The 19,117-nt window shown below is 66.4% G+C and carries 11 protein-coding genes; 9 read left to right on the forward strand and 2 right to left on the reverse strand.

Annotated elements, in window-relative coordinates:
- Nucleotides 1-96: 96 nt before the first annotated feature.
- Nucleotides 97-1,890, reverse strand: a complete 1,794-nt coding sequence (locus ACJ7Z0_RS02305) for an ATP-binding response regulator (protein ID WP_434788484.1) — start codon at nucleotides 1,888-1,890, stop codon at nucleotides 97-99.
- A gap of 84 nt (nucleotides 1,891-1,974) precedes the next feature.
- Nucleotides 1,975-2,583 carry a response regulator gene (locus ACJ7Z0_RS02310; protein ID WP_434788485.1) on the reverse strand — a complete coding sequence of 203 codons (609 nt, stop codon included), beginning with the start codon at nucleotides 2,581-2,583 and terminating at the stop codon, nucleotides 1,975-1,977.
- A 118-nt stretch (nucleotides 2,584-2,701) separates the two neighbouring features.
- On the opposite strand from ACJ7Z0_RS02310, the gene ACJ7Z0_RS02315 reads away from it, so the two are divergent.
- The 9 genes from ACJ7Z0_RS02315 to ACJ7Z0_RS02355 all read left to right on the forward strand — a co-directional run bounded on the left by ACJ7Z0_RS02315 (nucleotide 2,702) and on the right by ACJ7Z0_RS02355 (nucleotide 19,117).
- Nucleotides 2,702-9,424 carry a YDG domain-containing protein gene (locus tag ACJ7Z0_RS02315; RefSeq protein WP_434788486.1) on the forward strand — a complete coding sequence of 2,241 codons (6,723 nt, stop codon included), beginning with the start codon at nucleotides 2,702-2,704 and terminating at the stop codon, nucleotides 9,422-9,424.
- On the forward strand, nucleotides 9,397-11,055 hold the full coding sequence (locus tag ACJ7Z0_RS02320) for a ShlB/FhaC/HecB family hemolysin secretion/activation protein (RefSeq protein ID WP_434788487.1): 1,659 nt from the start codon (nucleotides 9,397-9,399) through the stop codon (nucleotides 11,053-11,055). Before ACJ7Z0_RS02315 ends, ACJ7Z0_RS02320 begins: the two co-directional genes overlap by 28 nt.
- A gap of 355 nt (nucleotides 11,056-11,410) precedes the next feature.
- On the forward strand, nucleotides 11,411-12,310 hold the full coding sequence (locus ACJ7Z0_RS02325; protein ID WP_434788488.1) for a nitrilase family protein: 900 nt from the start codon (nucleotides 11,411-11,413) through the stop codon (nucleotides 12,308-12,310).
- 81 nt (nucleotides 12,311-12,391) lie between these two features.
- Entirely contained in the window at nucleotides 12,392-13,555 is a 1,164-nt protein-coding gene (locus tag ACJ7Z0_RS02330) for a substrate-binding protein (protein WP_434788489.1), read from the forward strand.
- 42 nt (nucleotides 13,556-13,597) lie between these two features.
- On the forward strand, nucleotides 13,598-14,431 hold the full coding sequence (locus ACJ7Z0_RS02335; protein ID WP_434788490.1) for a branched-chain amino acid ABC transporter permease: 834 nt from the start codon (nucleotides 13,598-13,600) through the stop codon (nucleotides 14,429-14,431).
- A gap of 31 nt (nucleotides 14,432-14,462) precedes the next feature.
- Nucleotides 14,463-16,232, forward strand: a complete 1,770-nt coding sequence (locus ACJ7Z0_RS02340) for a branched-chain amino acid ABC transporter ATP-binding protein/permease (RefSeq protein ID WP_434788756.1) — start codon at nucleotides 14,463-14,465, stop codon at nucleotides 16,230-16,232.
- Nucleotides 16,229-16,936 carry a branched-chain amino acid ABC transporter ATP-binding protein gene (locus ACJ7Z0_RS02345; RefSeq protein ID WP_434788491.1) on the forward strand — a complete coding sequence of 236 codons (708 nt, stop codon included), beginning with the start codon at nucleotides 16,229-16,231 and terminating at the stop codon, nucleotides 16,934-16,936. Before ACJ7Z0_RS02340 ends, ACJ7Z0_RS02345 begins: the two co-directional genes overlap by 4 nt.
- Nucleotides 16,937-16,961: 25 nt before the next feature.
- Nucleotides 16,962-17,957 carry an asparaginase gene (locus ACJ7Z0_RS02350; RefSeq protein WP_434788492.1) on the forward strand — a complete coding sequence of 332 codons (996 nt, stop codon included), beginning with the start codon at nucleotides 16,962-16,964 and terminating at the stop codon, nucleotides 17,955-17,957.
- 11 nt (nucleotides 17,958-17,968) lie between these two features.
- On the forward strand, nucleotides 17,969-19,117 hold the full coding sequence (locus ACJ7Z0_RS02355) for a transporter substrate-binding domain-containing protein (protein ID WP_434788493.1): 1,149 nt from the start codon (nucleotides 17,969-17,971) through the stop codon (nucleotides 19,115-19,117).

Below are 19,117 nucleotides of genomic sequence, written 5' to 3' on the forward strand. Positions count from 1 at the left end.
AACCGGGCTTATCTGCAACCAGGGGGTCAATATGTGAAAAACATCACATTTGGAGACGTATTCAGGTGGAGAGATGCCCCGTGGGCACGTTCGACATCACTCTCGAGCAGGGTGGGATTCGGATTGATAGCCCGATTGCTCATCGCTCTGCAACTCCACCAGTGCCCGGTACAGTTGCTCGGGTGAGATCGGCTTGTGCAGCAGGGGAATCCCGCTGGCCAGGGCTTCGCGCAGACGCTCCGGGGCCGTGTCTCCGGTGATGATGAGGGCGGGTGTATGGCGGCCTTCCTGCCGATGCAATTGCTGACGCAATTCGGCGATGGCGTGAGCCCCGGTGCGCGGCCCACGCAGTCGATAGTCGCTGATGATGCACGCGGGGGGATTCTGCAGCGCCAGCGGCAGGGCTTCCTCCAGGGATTCGGCGTTGTCAGAGGGGCAGCCCCAGCTTTGCAGCAGGTGCACCATGGCGCTGCGCACAGTGGCATCGTCGTCGATCACCAGTACCCGCATGGGTTGCAACTGCGGCCCCTTTTGCAGCGGGGGTGGCACCGGTGCGACCGACAAGGGCAGCTCCAGCCGGAACACGCTGCCCCGCTCAGGCTTGGACGACAGCGTCAGCCCATGGCCCAATGACTTCGCCAGTCCGTCGGCAATAGCCAGGCCGAGCCCCAGGCCTTTGTGCCGGTCGCGTTCAGGGTTGCCCAGTTGGTGAAACTCCCGAAAGATGGCTTGCTGGTCGGCTGGTGCGATGCCGATGCCGGTGTCCCACACCTCGACACTCACGGTGTGCCGACGTTTTCGGCAAGTGACCAGCAAGCCGCCGCGCTGGGTATAGCGGATGGCGTTGGAGACCAGGTTGCGCACCACCATGCCGACCAGGATGGCATCGGATTGCACGGCAAGCCGGGTTTCCCGCGAGCGGTAGACCAGCCCCTTGGCATCGGCCAGCGGAGCAAAGTCGTTCTCGATCTGGTACAGCAGGTCTTGCAGGAGAAAGGGTTGTATCTGGGGCTGCACCACGCCGGCTTCGATGCGCGAAAAGTCCAGCAGGGTGTTGAGCATGTCGCTGGAGGCGCGCCAAGCCGACCGGGTGCTGACCAAGACCTCGCTCTGATACATCGACAGCGGGGTACGCGACAGCACGTCCAGAAACAGGCCTTGGGCGTGGATGGGTTGGCGCAAGTCGTGGCTGGCGGCGGCCAGGAAACGCGACTTGGCCAGGTTGGCTTGTTCGGCCGCTTCTTTCTGGACATGCAGGCGTTCGGCCAAGTCGGCAATCTGGAAGCGAGCCCGCAGCGATTCGGTCAGCTTGCCGTTGAGCGTCCGGGCAAAGCGCACCGCCAGCAGCGAATAGGCAAAAATCGTCAGGCCGACGGCCTGGTACAAGCGAGTGCCAAGCATCAGATTGCCCGCGACGGCACTCACCGCGCAGGGCAGGAAAAAGCCATGAAAGGTCGGCAGATGGATGGTCTGCGAAATCAGCGAACTCGAGACCATGCCGGCCAGCATGAGGGTGACCAGCAAGCGGTGCTCCACTTCGCCGTATTGGAGCAAGCACAGAGCACCGCCACCCCACAGCAACCCCGAGGCGAGCGACAGGACCGTGTGCAGATGAATCCGGCGGCTCACCTCCGCCTCTGTCACGGTCTGGTGCCGCAGCCACCACCAGCATGCCAGGCGCACCAACGCGTGCCCAACCAACAACCCGCTCCACACCAGCAGCACGGCCAAGGGAAGAACCTCGTGCATCACCCACAGCAGTGCAGTGGCCACCAGCAGACTGCCAAGGACGATGAACGGCACGTTGCTCTGCAACGTGATGAACTGGTGCAACTGGATCTGGGATTCGGCCTTGGAAGACAGAGGCGCAGGAGCGGGAGGCGGGTTCATTGAGGCAGTCTTCGGCAACTACCGGAGCCTGAGTTGTTTCACGTTGAGGATTTGCCTGCGCAGCGCCCCGCTGCGTGAGTCCTGTTAACCAATCAGCCCGTTTTGGCGTGCCGCAAACGTGGCCTGCGAGCGGCTGTTGACCCCCAGCAGGCCCAACACCGCTTGCACGTGCCCGCGCACGGTGAACTCCGACACCTGCAGGCGCCGGGCAATGAGCTTGTTGGGCAGACCCTCGCACAGCAGATCCAGCACCTCGCATTGGCGGGGGGTCAGCCGGGGCACGCTGGGCTTTGTCGGGGCGCTGTTGGCGAGGTGCGGCTGCTGCAGATGCGCCAGGGTGTCGCGAATCACCGAGATGATCTTGTCCGGGGTATCGCCCTTGGACACGAAAGCCGCCGCGCCGCGTGCCAGAGCCTGGGCGATGGTGTCCGGCGTCGCGATGGAGGACAGCATCACCACCGGCACCTGTGGCCAGCGCTGCCGAAGCAGCCCCAGCCCTTCCAGTCCGTTGACACCCTGCAGCTGTATGTCGAGCAGCACCAGCGCGGGGGGCTCGTCCGTCGTGCGCACGGCTTGTTCCAGGGACGCTGCCTCCAATACCTCGACGTCGGCCATGCCCTGCAGCAAAACCAGGCGCAGACCCGAGCGGAAAAGCGCGTGGTCGTCTATGAGCAGCAAACGCGAGAGGGACATGCGCAAATTACAACATTGGTTGCAAAAAGTTTCAATCAGTCAAAATTGACTATATGCGTGCCTGGGCGCCGTGTGCACGATGCAATTTTTTGATACAAAAAACAGGGGCTATTTCTCCATGAACCACGCCTACCGCCTCGTCTGGAGCGACGCCGCCGCACGCTTTGTGCCTGCCCCCGAGACCGCCAAGGGCCGCGGCAAGTCGTCGGGACGCGGCGCTGCCGTCGTGGTGCTCTGTGCGGCACTGCTGGCCAGCGGCGCGTGGGCCGGCCCCAGCGGCGGCAGCGTGAGCGCCGGCAGCGGCAGCATCAGCCAGAACGGCAGCACCACCACCATCACGCAGGGCAGCCAGAACCTGGCCATCAACTGGGCCAGCTTCGGCATTGCCGCCGGCGAGCGCGTCAACTTCGTGCAGCCCGGCACCAGCGCCATTGCGCTGAACCGGGTCATCGGCCCGGAGTCCTCGGTCATCAACGGCAGCCTGAGCGCCAATGGCCAGGTGTGGATCCTCAACCCCAACGGCGTGCTGTTCGGCAACACCGCCAGCGTCAACGTCGGCGGCCTGGTGGCCTCCACGCTGAGCTTGAGCGATGCCGACTTCCTGGCCGGCAAGCGCAGCTTCAGCGCCAATGGAAGCCAGGGCACGGTAGTCAACCAGGGCAGCCTGACCGGTGGCTACGTGGCCCTCTTGGGCAAGCAGGCCAGCAACAGCGGCACCATCACCACCGCCAACGGCACGGCGGCACTGGCCGCGGGCGACAAGATCACGCTGGACTTCAGCGGCAGCCGGCTGCTGTCGGTGCAGGTGGACGAAGGCACCCTGAACGCGCTGGCCGAGAACAAGGGGCTGATCCGCGCCGACAACGGCACGGTGATCCTCACGGCCAGCGCCAAGGATGCGCTGCTGAACACGGTGGTCAACAACGAGGGCGTGATCGAAGCCAAGGGCATCGACGCCGCGGGCGGCACCATCCTGCTGCTGGGCGGCCTCAACGGCGGCACCGTCAAGGTGGCGGGCACGCTGGATGCATCGGCCAGCGGGGCCCACGACGGCGGCTTCATCGAGACCAGCGGCGCGCATGTGCAGGTGGCCGGCGGGGCGAAGGTCAGCACGCTGTCGGAGACGGGCAAGACCGGCACCTGGCTGGTCGACCCGACCGACTTCACCGTCAGCGCCGGCAGCGCGGCCGGCACCACGAGCGGCATCGGTGCCGACACGCTGTCGGCCAACCTGGCAACGACCAACGTCACGCTGGCCACCGACAACAGCACGGGCACCGACAGCGGTGACATCAACGTCAACGCGGCGGTGAGCTGGGGGGCCAACACCACGCTGACGCTGAATGCGTACAACGACATCAACATCAATGCGGCGATCACCGCCACGGGCACCAGCGCCGGGCTGGTGCTGAACCACGGCAACTACGCCAGCACGGGAACGGTCACCAGCGGCACGGACTACAACGTGAAGGCGCCCATCACCTTGAGCGGGGCCAGCGCCGCGCTGGGCATCAACGGCACGGCCTACACGCTGCTGCACAGCATGGCTGAGATCGACGCCATCGACAGCACCGGCCTGAGCGGCAACTACGCGCTGGCGCAGGACCTCGATGCCGGCGGCACCACCTACACCAGCGCGCTGGTGGGCTCGAACAGCTTCGTCTTCGGCGGCCGCTTTGCCGGCCTGGGCCACACGATCTCGAACCTGACCATCAGCGCCGGCAGCGCCAACAGTGTGGGCCTGATCGCGCAAAACTTCGGCACCCTCCGTGATCTGGGCTTGGTCGGCGGCAGTGTGTCGGGCGGCGACCGCGTCGGTTCACTGGTGGGCTTCAACGGCAGCAGCGGCAGGATCAGCAACGCCTATGCCACCGGCAGCGTTTCAGGAGACGACTACGTCGGCGGCCTGGCAGGCTACAACGGCGTCGGCGGCAGCATCCGCAACGCCTATGTCGCCGGCAGCGTTTCGGGGACTGGCGACTTCGTCGGCGGGCTGGTGAGCGTGAATTACGGCACGATCAGCGACGCCTATGCCGCCGGCAGCGTTTCGGGAACCAGCAGCTGGGTCGGCGGGCTGGTGGGCGTGAACGCGGGCAGCGGCAGCATCAGCAACGCCTATGCCACCGGCAGTGTTTCCGCGGCTGCCGGCAACTACGTCGGCGGGCTGGTGGGCTTGAACGACGGCGGCGCGATCAGCGGCGCCTATGCCACCGGCAATGTCCTGGCAACCGGCGGATTCGTCGGCGGGCTGGTCGGCTACAACAACGGCGGCATCGGCAACGCCTACTGGGACAGCAGCACCACCGGCCAAGGCGCCGCGGTGGGCACGAACAGCGGCACGGTCACCAACGTCAACGCCGTCACCAGCGGCACCGCCTACAGCCACGGCAGCTACGCCAACCTGGGCACCTGGACCGAAACGGTTTCGGGCTCCGGCGTCTGGGTGGCCAAGGACGGCAGCGGCAACCCGCAGTGGGTGATGGTCGAAGGCGCGACCCGCCCCTTCCTGTATAGCGAGTACTCCACCAGCATCCGCAACGCCCACCAGCTGCAGCTGATGGCCTACAACCTCTCCGCCAGCTACAGCCTGGCCGCCGATATCGACGCCAGCGAAGCCGCCGGCTCCAACCCCAGCGGCATGTGGACCACGGCGGGCTTCTCGCCGGTGGGCAATGGCACGGTGGCGTTCAGCGGCAGCCTGGACGGCCAAAGCCACACCATCGCCGACCTGGTGATCAACCGCAGCACGACGTCGAAGGTCGGGCTGTTCGGCCAGACCGGCAGCAGCAGCGTGATCCAAGGCGTCGGTTTGCTGGGCGGCAGCGTCACCGGCGGCGACGAGGTGGGCAGTCTGGTGGGCCACAACGAAGGCAGCATCAGCAACGCCTACGCCACGGGGACCGTCAGCGGGGCCAACGGTGTGGGCGGCCTGGTGGGCTACGGCTTCGGCGGCAGCATCAGCAATTCCTTTGCCACGGGCGCCGTCAATGGCGCCGGCGACTGGGTTGGTGGTCTGCTGGGATTCAGCTACGCCAGCAGCATCAGTAATGCCTACGCCACGGGTGCCGTCAATGGCGCCGGGAACGATGTTGGCGGTCTGGTGGGCTACAGCGGCGGCTTCAACGGCAGCATCAGTGATGCCTACGCCACCGGCACCGTCAATGGCACCGGCAACGATGTTGGCGGCCTGGTGGGCTACAACCGCGGCAGCATCAGCAATGCCTACGCCACCGGTGCCGTCACCAGCGCGGGCAACCATGTCGGCGGACTGACGGGTCTTCACTACCTTGGCAGCATCAGCAATGCTTACGCCACGGGCGCTGTCCGCAGTTCCAACGCGGCTGGCGTCGTGGGCGGCCTGGTGGGCTACAACGACAATGGCAGCATCAGCGATGCCTACGCCACGGGTAACGTCACTGGCTCCGGAGACAATGTCGGTGGCCTCGTGGGCCTCAACGACGGCGTCATCAGCGATGGCCACGCCACGGGGGCCGTCCGCGGGGCCACCGCCGTTGGCGGCCTGGTGGGCCGCAACAGCGGCAGCATCGGCAGTTCCTACGCCATCGGCACCGCCACGGGTACGAACGACGTGGGCGGCCTGGTGGGCTTCAACTTCGGCGTCTACAGCTTCATCGGCAATGCCTACGCCACGGGCGCCGTCAGCGCATCCAACGACTATGCCGGCGGTCTGGTGGGCCGAAACGGCGCCGGTCGCGTCGTCAATGCCTACGCCACCGGGGCTGTCAGCGCGGCCAATGACTATGCGGGCGGCCTGATGGGCTGGAATGACGGGGACATCCGCAACACCTACGCCACCGGCGTCGTCAGCGGCGCCGGCCTTGTGGGCAGCCTGGTGGCCCACAACGCCGGCTACGTCACGGCATCGTTCTGGCTCGGTGCGGGCAACACTGGCGTGGGCCTCAATGCGGGGTCGGTCGATGCGCTGACACGGGGCCTGAGCATCAGCGAAGCCACCAGCGCCAGCACCTACAGCGCCGCCGGCTGGGACATCGCCACCACTGGCGGCAGCAGCGCGGTGTGGCGCATCTACGAGGGCAACACCATGCCCTTGCTGCGCAGCTTCCTGACCGCGCTGACCGTCACGGCCGGCAACGTCAGCAAGACCTACGACGGCACGACCAGCTTCAGCGACAGCTACGCCCTCAGCGATCCAGGTGCCGACACCAGCCTCATCACGGGGACCGCGAGCTACGACACCAGCAGCAAGAATGTGGGCAGTTACGCCATCACCGTCGGCGGCCTGTATTCCAGCCAGCAGGGCTACGACCTGATTTCAGCGGGTACCGCCAGCATCACCGCCGCCACGCTGACCGTCAGCGGCGCGACTGCGGCCGACAAGACCTATGACGGCACGACCGGTGCCATCGTGAGCGGCGGTAGTTTGAGTGGCTTGGTCAACGGCGACACGGTGACACTCAGCCAGAGCGGCAGCTTCAGTGACAAGAACGTCGGCACCGGCAAGACCGTCACCGAGACCTTCGCCATCAGCGGCAGCGATGCCGGCAACTACGTATTGGCCAGCAGCAGCGGCATTACCACGGCAAACATCACTGCCGCCACGTTGACCGTCAGCGGCGCGACTGCGGCCGACAAGACCTATGACGGCACGACCGGTGCCATCGTGAGCGGCGGTAGTTTGAGCGGCCTGGTCGGCGGCGACACGGTGACACTCAGCCAGAGCGGCAGCTTCAGCGACAAGAACGTCGGCACCGGCAAGACCGTCACCGAGACCTTCGCCATCAGCGGCAGCGATGCCGGAAACTACGTATTGGCCAGCAGCAGCGGCACGACCACGGCAAACATCACCGCGGCCACGTTGACCGTCAGCGGCGCAACTGCGGCCGACAAGACCTATGACGGCACGACCGCCGCCACCGTGAGCGGCGGTAGTTTGAGCGGTCTGGTCGGCGGCGACACGGTGACTCTCAGCCAGAGCGGCAGCTTCAGCGACAAGAACGCCGGCACCGGCAAGACCGTCACCGAGACCTTCGCCATCAGCGGCAGTGATGCCGGCAATTACGTGCTGGCCAGCAGCAGCGGCATTACCACGGCAAACATCACCGCCGCCACGCTGACCGTCAGCGGCACCACCGCCGCGAACAAGACCTACGACGGCACGACCAGCGCCACCGTGAGCGGCGGCGCCTTGAGCGGCGTGATCGGCGGCGACACCGTCGCGCTCGGCCAGAGCGGAACCTTCAGTGACAAGAACGTGGCCACGGGCAAAACGGTGAGCTACACCAGCAGCCTCTCCGGTACCGACTCCGGCAACTACGTGCTGGCTTCCAGCAGCGGCACCACTACCGCCGACATCACGGCCGCCACGCTGACCGTCAGCGGCAGCACCGCTGCGAACAAGACCTACGACGGCACGACCGTCGCCACGGTCAGCGGCGGTAGCTTGAGCGGCCTGGTCGGCGGCGACACAGTGACGCTCAGCCAGAGCGGCAGCTTCAGCGACAAGAACGTCGGCACCGGCAAGACCGTCAGCACCACCAGCAGCCTTTCGGGCATCGACGCGGGCAACTACGTGCTCGCATCGAGCAGCGGCAGCACCACGGCCGACATCACGGCCGCCACGCTGACCGTCAGCGGCACCACCGCCGCGAACAAGACCTACGACGGCACGACCGCCGCCACGGTCAGCGGCGGCTTGAGTGGCCTCGTCGGCGGCGATGCGGTCAGCTTGAGCCAGAGCGGCAGCTTCAGCGACAAGAACGCCGCGACCGGCAAGACCGTCAGCTACACCAGCAGCCTGAGCGGCACCGACGCGGGCAACTACGTGCTTGCGTCCAGCAGCGGCAGCACCACGGCCGACATCACGGCCGCGACGCTGACCGTCAGCGGCACCAGCGCCGCCAGCAAGACCTACGACGGCACCACGGCCGCCTCCCTGAGCGGCGGCAGCCTGAGCGGCCTCATCGGCGGCGACACCGTTGCGCTCGGCCAGAGCGGAACCTTCAGTGACAAGAACGCGGCCACGGGCAAGACGGTGAGCTACACCAGCAGCCTCTCCGGCACCGACGCGAGCAACTATGTGCTTGCGTCCAGCAGCGGCACCACTACCGCCGACATCACGGCCGCCACGCTGACCGTGAGCGGCAGCACCGCCGTGAACAAGACCTACGACGGCACGACCGCCGCCACGGTCAGCGGCGGTAGCTTGAGCGGCGTGATCAGCGGCGACACCGTGGTGCTCGGCCAGAGCGGCAGCTTCAGCGACAAGAACGTCGGCACCGGCAAGACCGTCACCGAGACCTTCGCCATCAGCGGCAGCGATGCCGGCAACTACGTGCTGGCCAGCAGCAGCGCCACCACCACGGCCAGCATCACCGTCGCCGCGTTGACGGTCACCGCCAACAACGACAGCCGCGTCGCCGACGGCAGTGCCTACAGCGGCGGCAACGGCGTCAGCTACAGCGGCTTCGTCAATGGCGAGACCAGCAGCGTGCTCGGTGGCAGCCTGGTCTATGGCGGCAGCGCTCAGGGCGCCACCGCGGCCGGCAGCTACAACATCGCGGCCGGTGGGCTGAACTCGGGCAACTACGCGCTGAGCTATGTCGACGGCGCGCTGGTGATCAGCGCGGCGGTGGCCAGCCCCGTGCCGTCGAGCCCCGTGCCATTGGGCGCCAACCCGTCGCTTGGCGATGCGCAGCAGCGCGCACTGGCCAGCCAGGCCGACTTGCCGAAGCCGCCGGCCAACCCGCCCGAGCGGCTGAGCATCGAACAGTGCGGGCTGCGCCTGGACGAACCCGCGACCGACTTCTTCACCCTTAACGAGAACAAGCTTTCATGCATGTCACGCCTCGAATCCCGCTGAGCCTGCTGGGCGCTTCCCTGGCGCTGAGCGCCGCGACGGTTTCTGCCGCCACGCCGGACGCCGGGCAGATCCTGCAGGAGCCCCGCGCGCCCTTGGCGGTACCGAGTGGCAGCGCGCCGGTGCTGAGCATCGACAAACCTGGCGCCGGCACTGTGCCGGAGGGCGGCGCGCGGGTCCGGCTCTCGGCCATCCGCTTCAGCGGCAACACCGCTTTCAGCAATGCCGCGCTGCAAAGCCTGCTGACCGACGCGGTCGGCAACGAACTGACCTTTGCCGAGCTGACCCGATTGACCGATCGCGTGACGCGGCACTACCGCGAAGCCGGCTACCTGGTCGCGCGCGCCTACCTGCCGGCCCAGGCGGTCAAGGACGGCGTGCTCGACATCGCGGTGCTGGAGGGCAATCTGGGCCAGGTCACGGTCACCAATACCGCTGGACTCAAGGACTCCGCTCTGGCGCCTTTGCAGGCACTGCCATTGAACGCCCCGGTACAAGCCCAGAGCCTGGACCGCACCCTGCTCACGCTGTCGGACTTGCCAGGCACCCGCGTGCAGTCGACCCTGCGCCCGGGCACGACCGTGGGAGCCTCGGACCTGCTGGTGGAGGTGAACAAGACCCGCGCCTTCCAGGGTATTGCCGATATCGACAACTTCGGCAGCACCTACACCGGGCAGTACCGCGTCGGCACCAGCATGTACTGGAACAATCCGCTGGACCGGGGCGACCAGATGAGCTTGCGGCTGCAGGTCAGCAACACCAGCATGCACTACGCGCGCCTGGGCTACCAGTTGCCGCTGGGTCGCGATGGCACGCGCGTGGGCGTGGCCGTGTCGCACCTGGACTACCGCCTGGGCAAGGACTTTGCGGCACTGGACGCCGACGGCAAGGCCGATACCTTCAGCCTGTATGTGCGCCACCCCTTGCTGCGCAGCCTGGAGAGCAACTGGTATGCCCAGCTCCAGATGGACGCCAAGAATCTGCGCGACACCGTGGGCAGCACCGCCACCACGTCGGTGCACCAGCTGCGCAATGTCGTGCTGGGGCTGAACGGCGACTGGCAGGATGCGGTGGGTGGCGGTGCCGGCAACAGCCTGGCCCTGAACCTGACCACCGGCCAGCTGCGGCTGGACAACGACAGCCTGGCGCAAGACGCGGCCAGCACCCGAAGCGCCGGGCACTTCAACAAGCTGAACTACCAGCTGCAACGCGTGCAGGCCTTGCGCCCCAACTGGTCGCTGGCACTCAACCTCAGCGGCCAGCTGGCCGACAGGAACCTGGCTTCGGCGGAGAAATTCAGCCTGGGCGGCAACAACGGGGTGCGGGCCTATGCGCAAGGCGAGGCCCTGGGCGACGCGGGCTGGCTGGCCAGCGCGGCGCTGCGCTGGCAGCCTGCGCCGGGCTGGCAACTGCAAGCTTTCTACGACGCGGGAGGCGTGCAGCTCAACCACCGCGCGTGGGACCGGACCGGCAGCACGAGCAACCGCGCGCATCTGGCCGGCGCCGGTCTGGGCGTGGGCTGGGCGACGGACAAGGTGGCGTTCTCGCTCACCTCGGCCTGGGCCACCGAGGGCCGGGCCAGCGATGGCCGCCGCGGCGCGCGGCTGTGGGCGCAGGCGACCGTGGCGTTCTGAATCGTTGAATCAAGCGGGTTCGCCGGCCTGAGCGTGACGCGGGCCAGCGCGAGAGGGCGAGCACAGCAGACTTGCCGCGCGTCGATGTTCGCCACGAGCCCGAGTCGGCCACCTGCACTTGCGGCTGTGCGCTCGAGCGCATCGCGAAGACGTGGCCGAGACGCTCGACCACGTTCTCGGTGTGTCATCCAAAAATCCGTTTGACACTGCGAATACCTTCTTCTATCCTTCGCGCCACGACGAAACCCATCATCGGGTGAGTCGGGCAGCAACATCGCTGCTTCACATACCGGCTATGAAAGCCCTCGAACAACGCGCAAGCGGGGTCGAGGGCTTTTTTGTTTTTGGAGCTTCAATGACATCGACCGACAAGGTCCCTTTGAGCGGCCAGGCCTTCCCGGACCTGATCGTGGCGAGCGTGCAGATGGAACCGCGGGTGGGCCACACGGCCGCCAACGTCGCCTGCTCGGTCGAGCGCATCGAACAGGCCGCAGCACAGGGCGCGTCGATCGTGGTGCTGCCCGAACTGGCCAACAGCGGCTACGTCTTCGAAAGCCGGCAGGAAGCCTTCGCTCTCGCCGAGACCGTGCCCGGCGGCCCGAGCACGCAGGCGTGGATCGACGTGGCGCGCCGCTGCAAGGTGCATGTGGTTGCCGGCATCGCGGAGCGCGGGGGCACCCGGCTGTACAACGCCGCCGCCGTCATCGGTCCCGAGGGATGGCTCGGCACCTACCGCAAGCTCCATCTCTGGGGCGACGAACACCTGTTCTTCGAAGCAGGCAACAACGGCGTGCCCGTCTTCGATACCGAATGGGGTCGCCTGGGCGTGCTGATCTGCTACGACGGATGGTTCCCCGAGGTGTACCGGCTGCTGGCAAGGCAGGGCGTTGACATCGTCTGCATGCCCACCAACTGGGTGCCCATGCCGGGTCAGCCTGCCGACCAACCCGCCATGGCCACGACGCTCGTCATGGCGAACGCGCACAGCAACGGGCTCAGCGTCGTGTGTGCCGATCGCGTCGGCACCGAACGCGGCCAGGCCTTCGTGGGGCAGAGCGTGATCGTCGGCTCGCAGGGATGGCCGCTGGCGGGGCCCGCCTCGCTCGACCGCGAGGAAATCCTCTACGCGCGCATCAACCTGAAGGCCTCGCGCCAGGGGCGCCACCTCAACACGTTCAACCACGTGCTGCGCGACCGCCGCGACGACGTCTACGACCTGATGCCGGGCAGCGGCCGACTGCTGTCGCGGCATTGACGTGGGAATTCTTCGGCCTGGCGCCGTCGCTCCCTGTTTTCTCCTTCCGTTTCTCAACTCCAACCTCCCGAGGACTTTGCCATGAAGAGCTTTTCGTCATTCACACGCATCGGCGCATTTGCCGCCTTCGCTGCGCTCACGGCCTGTGCGGAGGCCGCGGACCCGATCCGCATCGGCGTGGCCGTGGGCCTGTCGGGCGCCAACAGCGTGGTGGCGCCCGCGGTGGTGCAATCGTCGCAGCTTGCGGTCGAGCAGATCAACGCGGCCGGCGGCATCCTCGGCCGCAAGGTCGAACTGGAGATCGTGGACGATGCCTCGGGCGCAGTAGGCGCGCAGAAGGCCTTCGACACGCTGGTCTTCCAGAAGAAGGTCCAGGCCGTCATCGCCATGGAGACCAGCGCCGCGCGCAATGCCGCGCTGCCCGTGATCAGCAAGGGCAAGATTCCCTACATCTACACCTCGTTCTACGAGGGCCGCTCGTGCAACCCCTGGATGTACGTGAACGGCTGGGTACCCGAACAGCAGGTTGCGCCGATGGTCGACTATTTCGCGAGCGCCAAGGGCGCGAAGAACTTCTTCCTCGTGGGCAATGACTACGCGTTCGGCCGCGGCATGCTGGAATTCACCAAGAAGTACATCGAGAAGAAGGGCGGCAAGGTCGTCGGCGAGGAATACCTGCCGATCGACGGCAGCGACTGGACCTCGGTGGTCTCCAAGATCCGCTCGGTGAAGCCCGATGCGCTGATCAGCGCGACGGCCGGTGGCGCTCCTAACGTTTCCCTGGCCAAGCAGCTGAAGGGCGCTGGCCTCACGCTGCCCTATGGCAACCTCGCGATCGACGAAGGCACGGCAAAGACGATGGGCGACGTGGCCACGGGCCTGTACATGTCGGCCTCGTACCTCACGGGCATCGACACGCCGCAGAACAAGGAATTCATCGCCGCGATGACGAAGAAGTTTGGTGCCGACCTGAAGACGCCCAACGAACTGTCCGAGCCCCAGTACGAAGCGTTCTTCCTGTACAAGGCGGCGGTCGAAAGGGTGGGTTCGACGGACTCGGCCAAGGTGACCCAGGCGCTGGGCGAGGTGTCGTACACCGGCCCGCGCGGCGCAGTTGCGATGAACAGCAGCCGTCACACGCAGCTTTCGATGCGGCTGGGGCATGTGCAGGCCGACGGATCGATCCAGATCCTGGAGACTTTCAAGAACGTCGATCCGGGCGCACAGTGCCCCAACATCAAGTAAGCGCTGACAGAAAGCGCAACTGACTGACCTTCGGAGCCCCTCATGGTGCTATTGCTGGACTTGCTCACGACGGCGGCGATGCTGTTCGTCGTCACCGCGGGGTTGCTGATGATCTTCGGAGTCATGAAGATCGTGAACTTCGCGCACGGTGCCTTGCTCACGCTCGGCGGATACGCGAGCTACGTGGTGACCCAGCTCAAGCTGGACCCGTGGCTGAGCTGGCCGATCGCGCTCGTTGCGGGGATGCTGGTCGGCATGCTTGTCGAGTGGCTGATCGTGAAGCCGCTCTACAAGCGGCCGCTCGACGCCATTCTTGCGACGTGGGGCCTGGGCATCATCATCGGGCAGCTGATCGTGCTGAGCTTCGGGCGCGAGGTGCAGTTCGTCGACGCGCCACTCTCCGGCACCTGGTCGGTGCTGGGCGTGGACTACTCGGCCTACCGGCTGCTGCTCGTGCCAATCGCCATCGTCCTGTGCCTGTTGCTCACGGGACTCTTGAACGGCACGCGTTTCGGTGTTCGCACGCGTGCGGTGATCATGAACGAGGCGCTTGCCAGCGGCCTGGGCATCCATTCCGGGCGCGTGCGCTTCATCACCTTCAGCCTGGGTGCGGGCCTGGGTACGCTGGCCGGCACCATGATCACGCCGCTGTCGAGCGTGGATCCGAACATGGGCCTGCCGTGGCTGGTGAGCGCCTTCATGCTGGTGATGGTGTCGGGGCATTCGATGCTCAGCCTGCTCGCAACGTGCGTTGTCTTCGGTGCCTGCCAGGTGCTGGTGAGCACCTATGCGAGCCCGGTGCTCGGCGGTCTCACGATCGCGGTGCTGGCGGCGGTGACCCTGCGCATCCGCCCGAAAGGATTTGCCCGTGGCTGAAGCAATCAACATGGCGAGACCATCTTCTTCAATGCGCCGCACGCTCCAGTCGGGGCGCGGCATCGCCGTGCTCGGGGCCGTGGGGCTCGCGCTGGTCATCGTTGGGCCGTGGGTGTTCGACACCTACCTGCTCAACATCCTGATCAAGGCCTTCTTCTTCGCGATCGCGGCCATCACGGTGGACGTGCTGTGGGGGTACACGGGCTATCTGACCTTCGGCCAGTCGGCTTTCTTCGGCATCGGCGCCTATGCCGCGGGGCTCGTGTTCACCCACGGCGGCTTCAGCGTGCCGATGGTGTTGCTGGCGTTCGGCGCGGCCGTGCTGACGTGCGCCGCGGTGGGTGCACTGGTCGGATGGCTGTCTTTCTACCGAGGTGCGTCTCCCTTCTTCGCGACAGTGATATCGCTCGTGCTGCCCATCGTGCTGACGCAGCTGCTGTTGTCGGGTGGCGAATGGACCGGCTCCAGCTCCGGCCTGACGGGCTATGAGACCTTCGATCTGTCGATGGAGGCCTGGTACTGGGTGTCCGGCACCATGCTGCTGCTGGCCGGCGTTCTGGGCTGGGTGCTGGTGCGCAGCGATGCCGGCCGGGTGCTCGCAGCCATCCGCGACAACGAATCGCGTTGCACCTATCTCGGCATTCCGATCGAGTTCGTCAAGATTGCATTGCTGGTCGTCATGGCCGTCGTGGCCGGGCTTGCGGGCTTCGGCTACGGTGCGTTCAGCGGCGTGGTGGCACCGGAGCTCACCGGCTTCGCACTCGGGACCGAACTCGTCATCTGGGTGGCGCTGGGCGGGCGCGGCACGCTGTGGGGGCCATTGATCGGCGCCGTGCTGATCAACGTCGCCACGGCTTACCTGAGCAGCAGCATGCCGTTTGCGTGGCAGTTGATCCTGGGTGTGGCCTTCGTGCTCGTGATCGTGCTGCTGCCGCAAGGCCTGGTGCCGTTGCTCCTCAAGCCGTTCGGCCTCGGACGGCCTGCCGGGCACGTGCCGGCGCTGGCCGAGCGTCCGCTCGATGAAGCGCCCGCCCAGGACGCAGCCCCGGCCCTTCGCATGCACCAGGTGACGCGACACTTCGGCTCGCTCAAGGTCTTGCAGGGCATCGATCTCGAGGCCCATGCGGGCGAGCTGGTCGGCCTGATCGGCCCGAACGGCGCCGGCAAGACCACGCTGATGCGGTGCATGAGCGACGGCGCGGACCGCAGCTCGGGCACAGTGACGCTGTGTGGCAACGACATCCGCCAGCTCCCGCCGGAGGCCTGCGTGCGCTTCGGCCTGGGACGCAAGTTCCAGAACGCCAACATCTTCGAGTCGCTCACCGTCGCTGAGTGCCTTCGCATTGCCGGGACGGTGCTCGAATGGCCATCCCTGGTGCGCCAGGACCGCACGTTGCGCCTGCCGCCCTATGCACTGGACGTGGTGCGCACGACCGGGCTCGATGCGAAGCTCGCGACCATCGCGCGCGACCTCTCGCATGGCGAACAGCAGGCGCTGGAGCTGGCCATGGTGCTGGCGCTGAAGCCGCGCATCGTGCTGCTCGACGAGCCGACGGCCGGCCTCACCAAGACAGAGCGCACGCAGGTGGGCGTCATCCTCTCGTCGCTGGCGCACCGCTACCGCCTTTGCTGCCTGCTGGTGGAACACGACCTCGATTTTGTCGAGGAGATTGCCACGCGCATCGTGGTGCTGCACCAGGGCGCGATCGTGATGCAGGGCAGCTTCGAGGAAGTGGTGAATTCGTCGCTGGTGAAGACCATCTATTCGGGCAGCGCCCATGCGTCAAGGGAGGCCGAATGAGCCAGGCTGCATTGAGGCTGGAGGACGTGACCAGCGGCTACGGCGAATCGGTGGTCCTGCGCGGACTTTCGTTGAGCGTGGGTGCGGGCGAGGCCGTGGCGCTGCTTGGCAAGAACGGCATGGGCAAGAGCACCTTGCTGAAGACCGTGATGGGCTACCTGCCGAAGAAGGGCGGCGCCGTTCATCTGGCCGGCGCCGACATCACGCGCATGCCGCCGCATCGCGTCGCGCGCCAGGGCGTCGCGTATGCGGCGCAGGAGCATGCGCTGTTCGCGGATCTCAGCATCCGCGACAACCTGCGGCTCGGGCTCGCCAGGGAGTCCGAGTTCGACGATCGCTTCGGGGAGATCGAACCGCTGTTTCCGGTCTTCAAGAGCCGGCTGGCGCAGTATGCGGGCACGCTCTCGGGTGGCGAGCAGAAGATGCTGCTGCTGGCCCGGGCCCTGATGATGCGGCCCGCGCTGATCCTGCTCGACGAGATCACCGAGGGGCTGCAACCGTCGGTCATCGACCGGCTCGCCAATGCCTTGCTGAGCGAGCGCGCGCGGCATGGCACGGCACTGCTCGTCATCGAGCAGAACGTGCCGTTCGCGCTGCAGGTCGCCGACCGCTATGTCGTGCTCAAGCAGGGCGAGCTGATCGACACGGGCGACGCCAAGGCGCACGGCGCCGTCGACAAGGTGTTCGGCCATTTGCGGGTATGAGCCGCTTGTCGCGTGAGGCTGGAGGATGACTGAAGACATGACTCTCCCTATCTGCGTCCTGGTCGCTACCGGCGGCACGATCGCGATGAAGATCGATCCCCTGCGGAAGGTGCCCGTGCCGGCCTTGTCCGGCGAGGATCTGCTGGCGGCGGTGCCGGGCATCTCGGAGCTGGCCCGGCTGGAGGTGAACGACTTCTCCAACCTGCCTTCGGACCACATGGGGCCGGATAACTGGGCGTTGCTGAGCCGGACGGTCGACGCCGCATTGCAGCGGACGGACGTGGCGGGCGTGATCGTCTCGCACGGCACCGACACGCTCGAGGAGGCCGCCTGGTTCCTGGACCTGACGCTCGCCAGCGAGAAGCCGGTGGTGCTTGCCGGCGCGCAACGCAACGCGTCCACGCCGGATTTCGATGGCCCGCGCAACCTGATGAACGCGGTTCGCGTTTGCCTTGCCCCCGAAGCCAAAGGAAAGGGGGTGATGGTCGTCATGAACAACCAGATCCATGCTGCCCGCGATGTCACCAAGACGCACACCAGCGAGGTGGAATCCTTCAAGTCGGGCGACTTCGGATTTCTAGGCTCGGTCGACCAGGACCGCGTGGTCTTCTCGCGCTCGCCGCTGCGTCGCCAGCATGTGGCGCTGCGCGGCAAGGCGCTGCCCCCGGTGGAGATCGTGCCGATGTACGGCGGTGCGAGCGGCGCCATGCTGAACGCCGCGGTGGTGCAGGGCGCCGGGGGCATCGTGGTTCAGGCATTGGGCCTGGGCAACGTCAATGTCCCGATGTTCGAGGCGATCGAGTCTGCGATCCGGCAAGGCATCGCGGTCGTCGTCTCGACCCGGGTACCCAACGGACGCGTGGCGCCCGTCTATGGATTCGTGGGCGGCGGGAGTACGCTCAAGGCGGCGGGAGCGGTCTTCGCGGACAACCTGAGTCCGCAGAAGGCACGTATCCTGCTCATGCTGGCGCTGCAGGAAAACCCCGACCCGCATTTCTTGCAGACCCTGTTCGACCGATGAAGGAAACGCCGATGGTCACCGACACAGACATCTCCGCCGACGACGGCTGGCGCATCGGCGTGTTGTACTCGCGCTCCGGTGCCACGGGCGTGACCGAATCGGAGCATTTCTTCGGCACGGTGCTGGCCATCGAGGAGATCAACCGGCTGGGGGGCGTGCTCGATCGGCCATTGCTGCCGATCGCCTATGACCCCAAGGGCGACTCCACCGAATACCGCCGCCTTGCCACCCAATTGGTGCTGGAGGACGAGGTCAACGTGATCTTCGGCTGCTCGCGCTCGTCGAGCCGCAAGGCCGTGCTGCCGGTGATCGAGCGCAACAACGCGCTGCTGTGGTACTGCTCGTTCTACGAGGGCTTCGAGTATTCGCCGAACGTGATCTACACGGGCGCCGTGCCCAACCAGAACAGCGTGCAGCTTGCCGCCTACCTGCTCAAGAACAGGGGATCGCGCTTCTTCCTGGTGGGGGCCGACTACATCTACCCGCGCGAGTCGAACCGCGTCATGCGCGAGATGGTCGAGCAGCATGGTGGCGAAATTCTCGACGAGGTCTATCTGCCGCTGGAGGCGACCGAAGCCGAACTGCAGGAGGTCGTGCGCGACATCGTGGCCGCGCAGCCTGCCGTGGTGTTCTCCACGATGGTGGGCGAGTCGGCCAGGCGCTTCTACCAGATCTACCGGGAGCATGGCCTGGAGCCCGACCGCGTGCCGATTGCCAGCCTGTCGATGGCGGAGGAGGAAGTCCGGCTGACCGGCGCCGGCATCTGCGCGGGGCACATCACCGCGGCAACCTACTTCAACTCGCTGCAGAACGAAAGCAACGCGCGCTTCGTCGAACTGTGGCGCACGCGCTTCGGCGACCGGCCAACCAGCACCTGGTCGGAGATGGCGTACAGCCAGGTCCATCTTTTCGCGCGCACGCTGGAGCGAACCGGCAGCCTGGACACGCGCAAGCTCGTCAAGGCGTCGCATGGCGTGCATTTCGAGTCGCCGGAAGGCCGCCTGTCGATCGACGCCGAGAACAACCACTGCATGCTGACGCCGCGCATCGGCGTCTGCCGCGCCGACGGCCAATTCGACGTCGTGTGGCAGGGCGCGGGGCCGGTGAAGCCCGACCCGTACCTTTCGACCTTCGGGTTCTCCGAGTTCTGGCTGAGCTGA

The sequence above is a fragment of the Variovorax palleresanus genome (genome assembly GCF_051144945.1).
Classification (GTDB): Bacteria; Pseudomonadota; Gammaproteobacteria; order Burkholderiales; family Burkholderiaceae_C; genus Variovorax; species Variovorax paradoxus_S.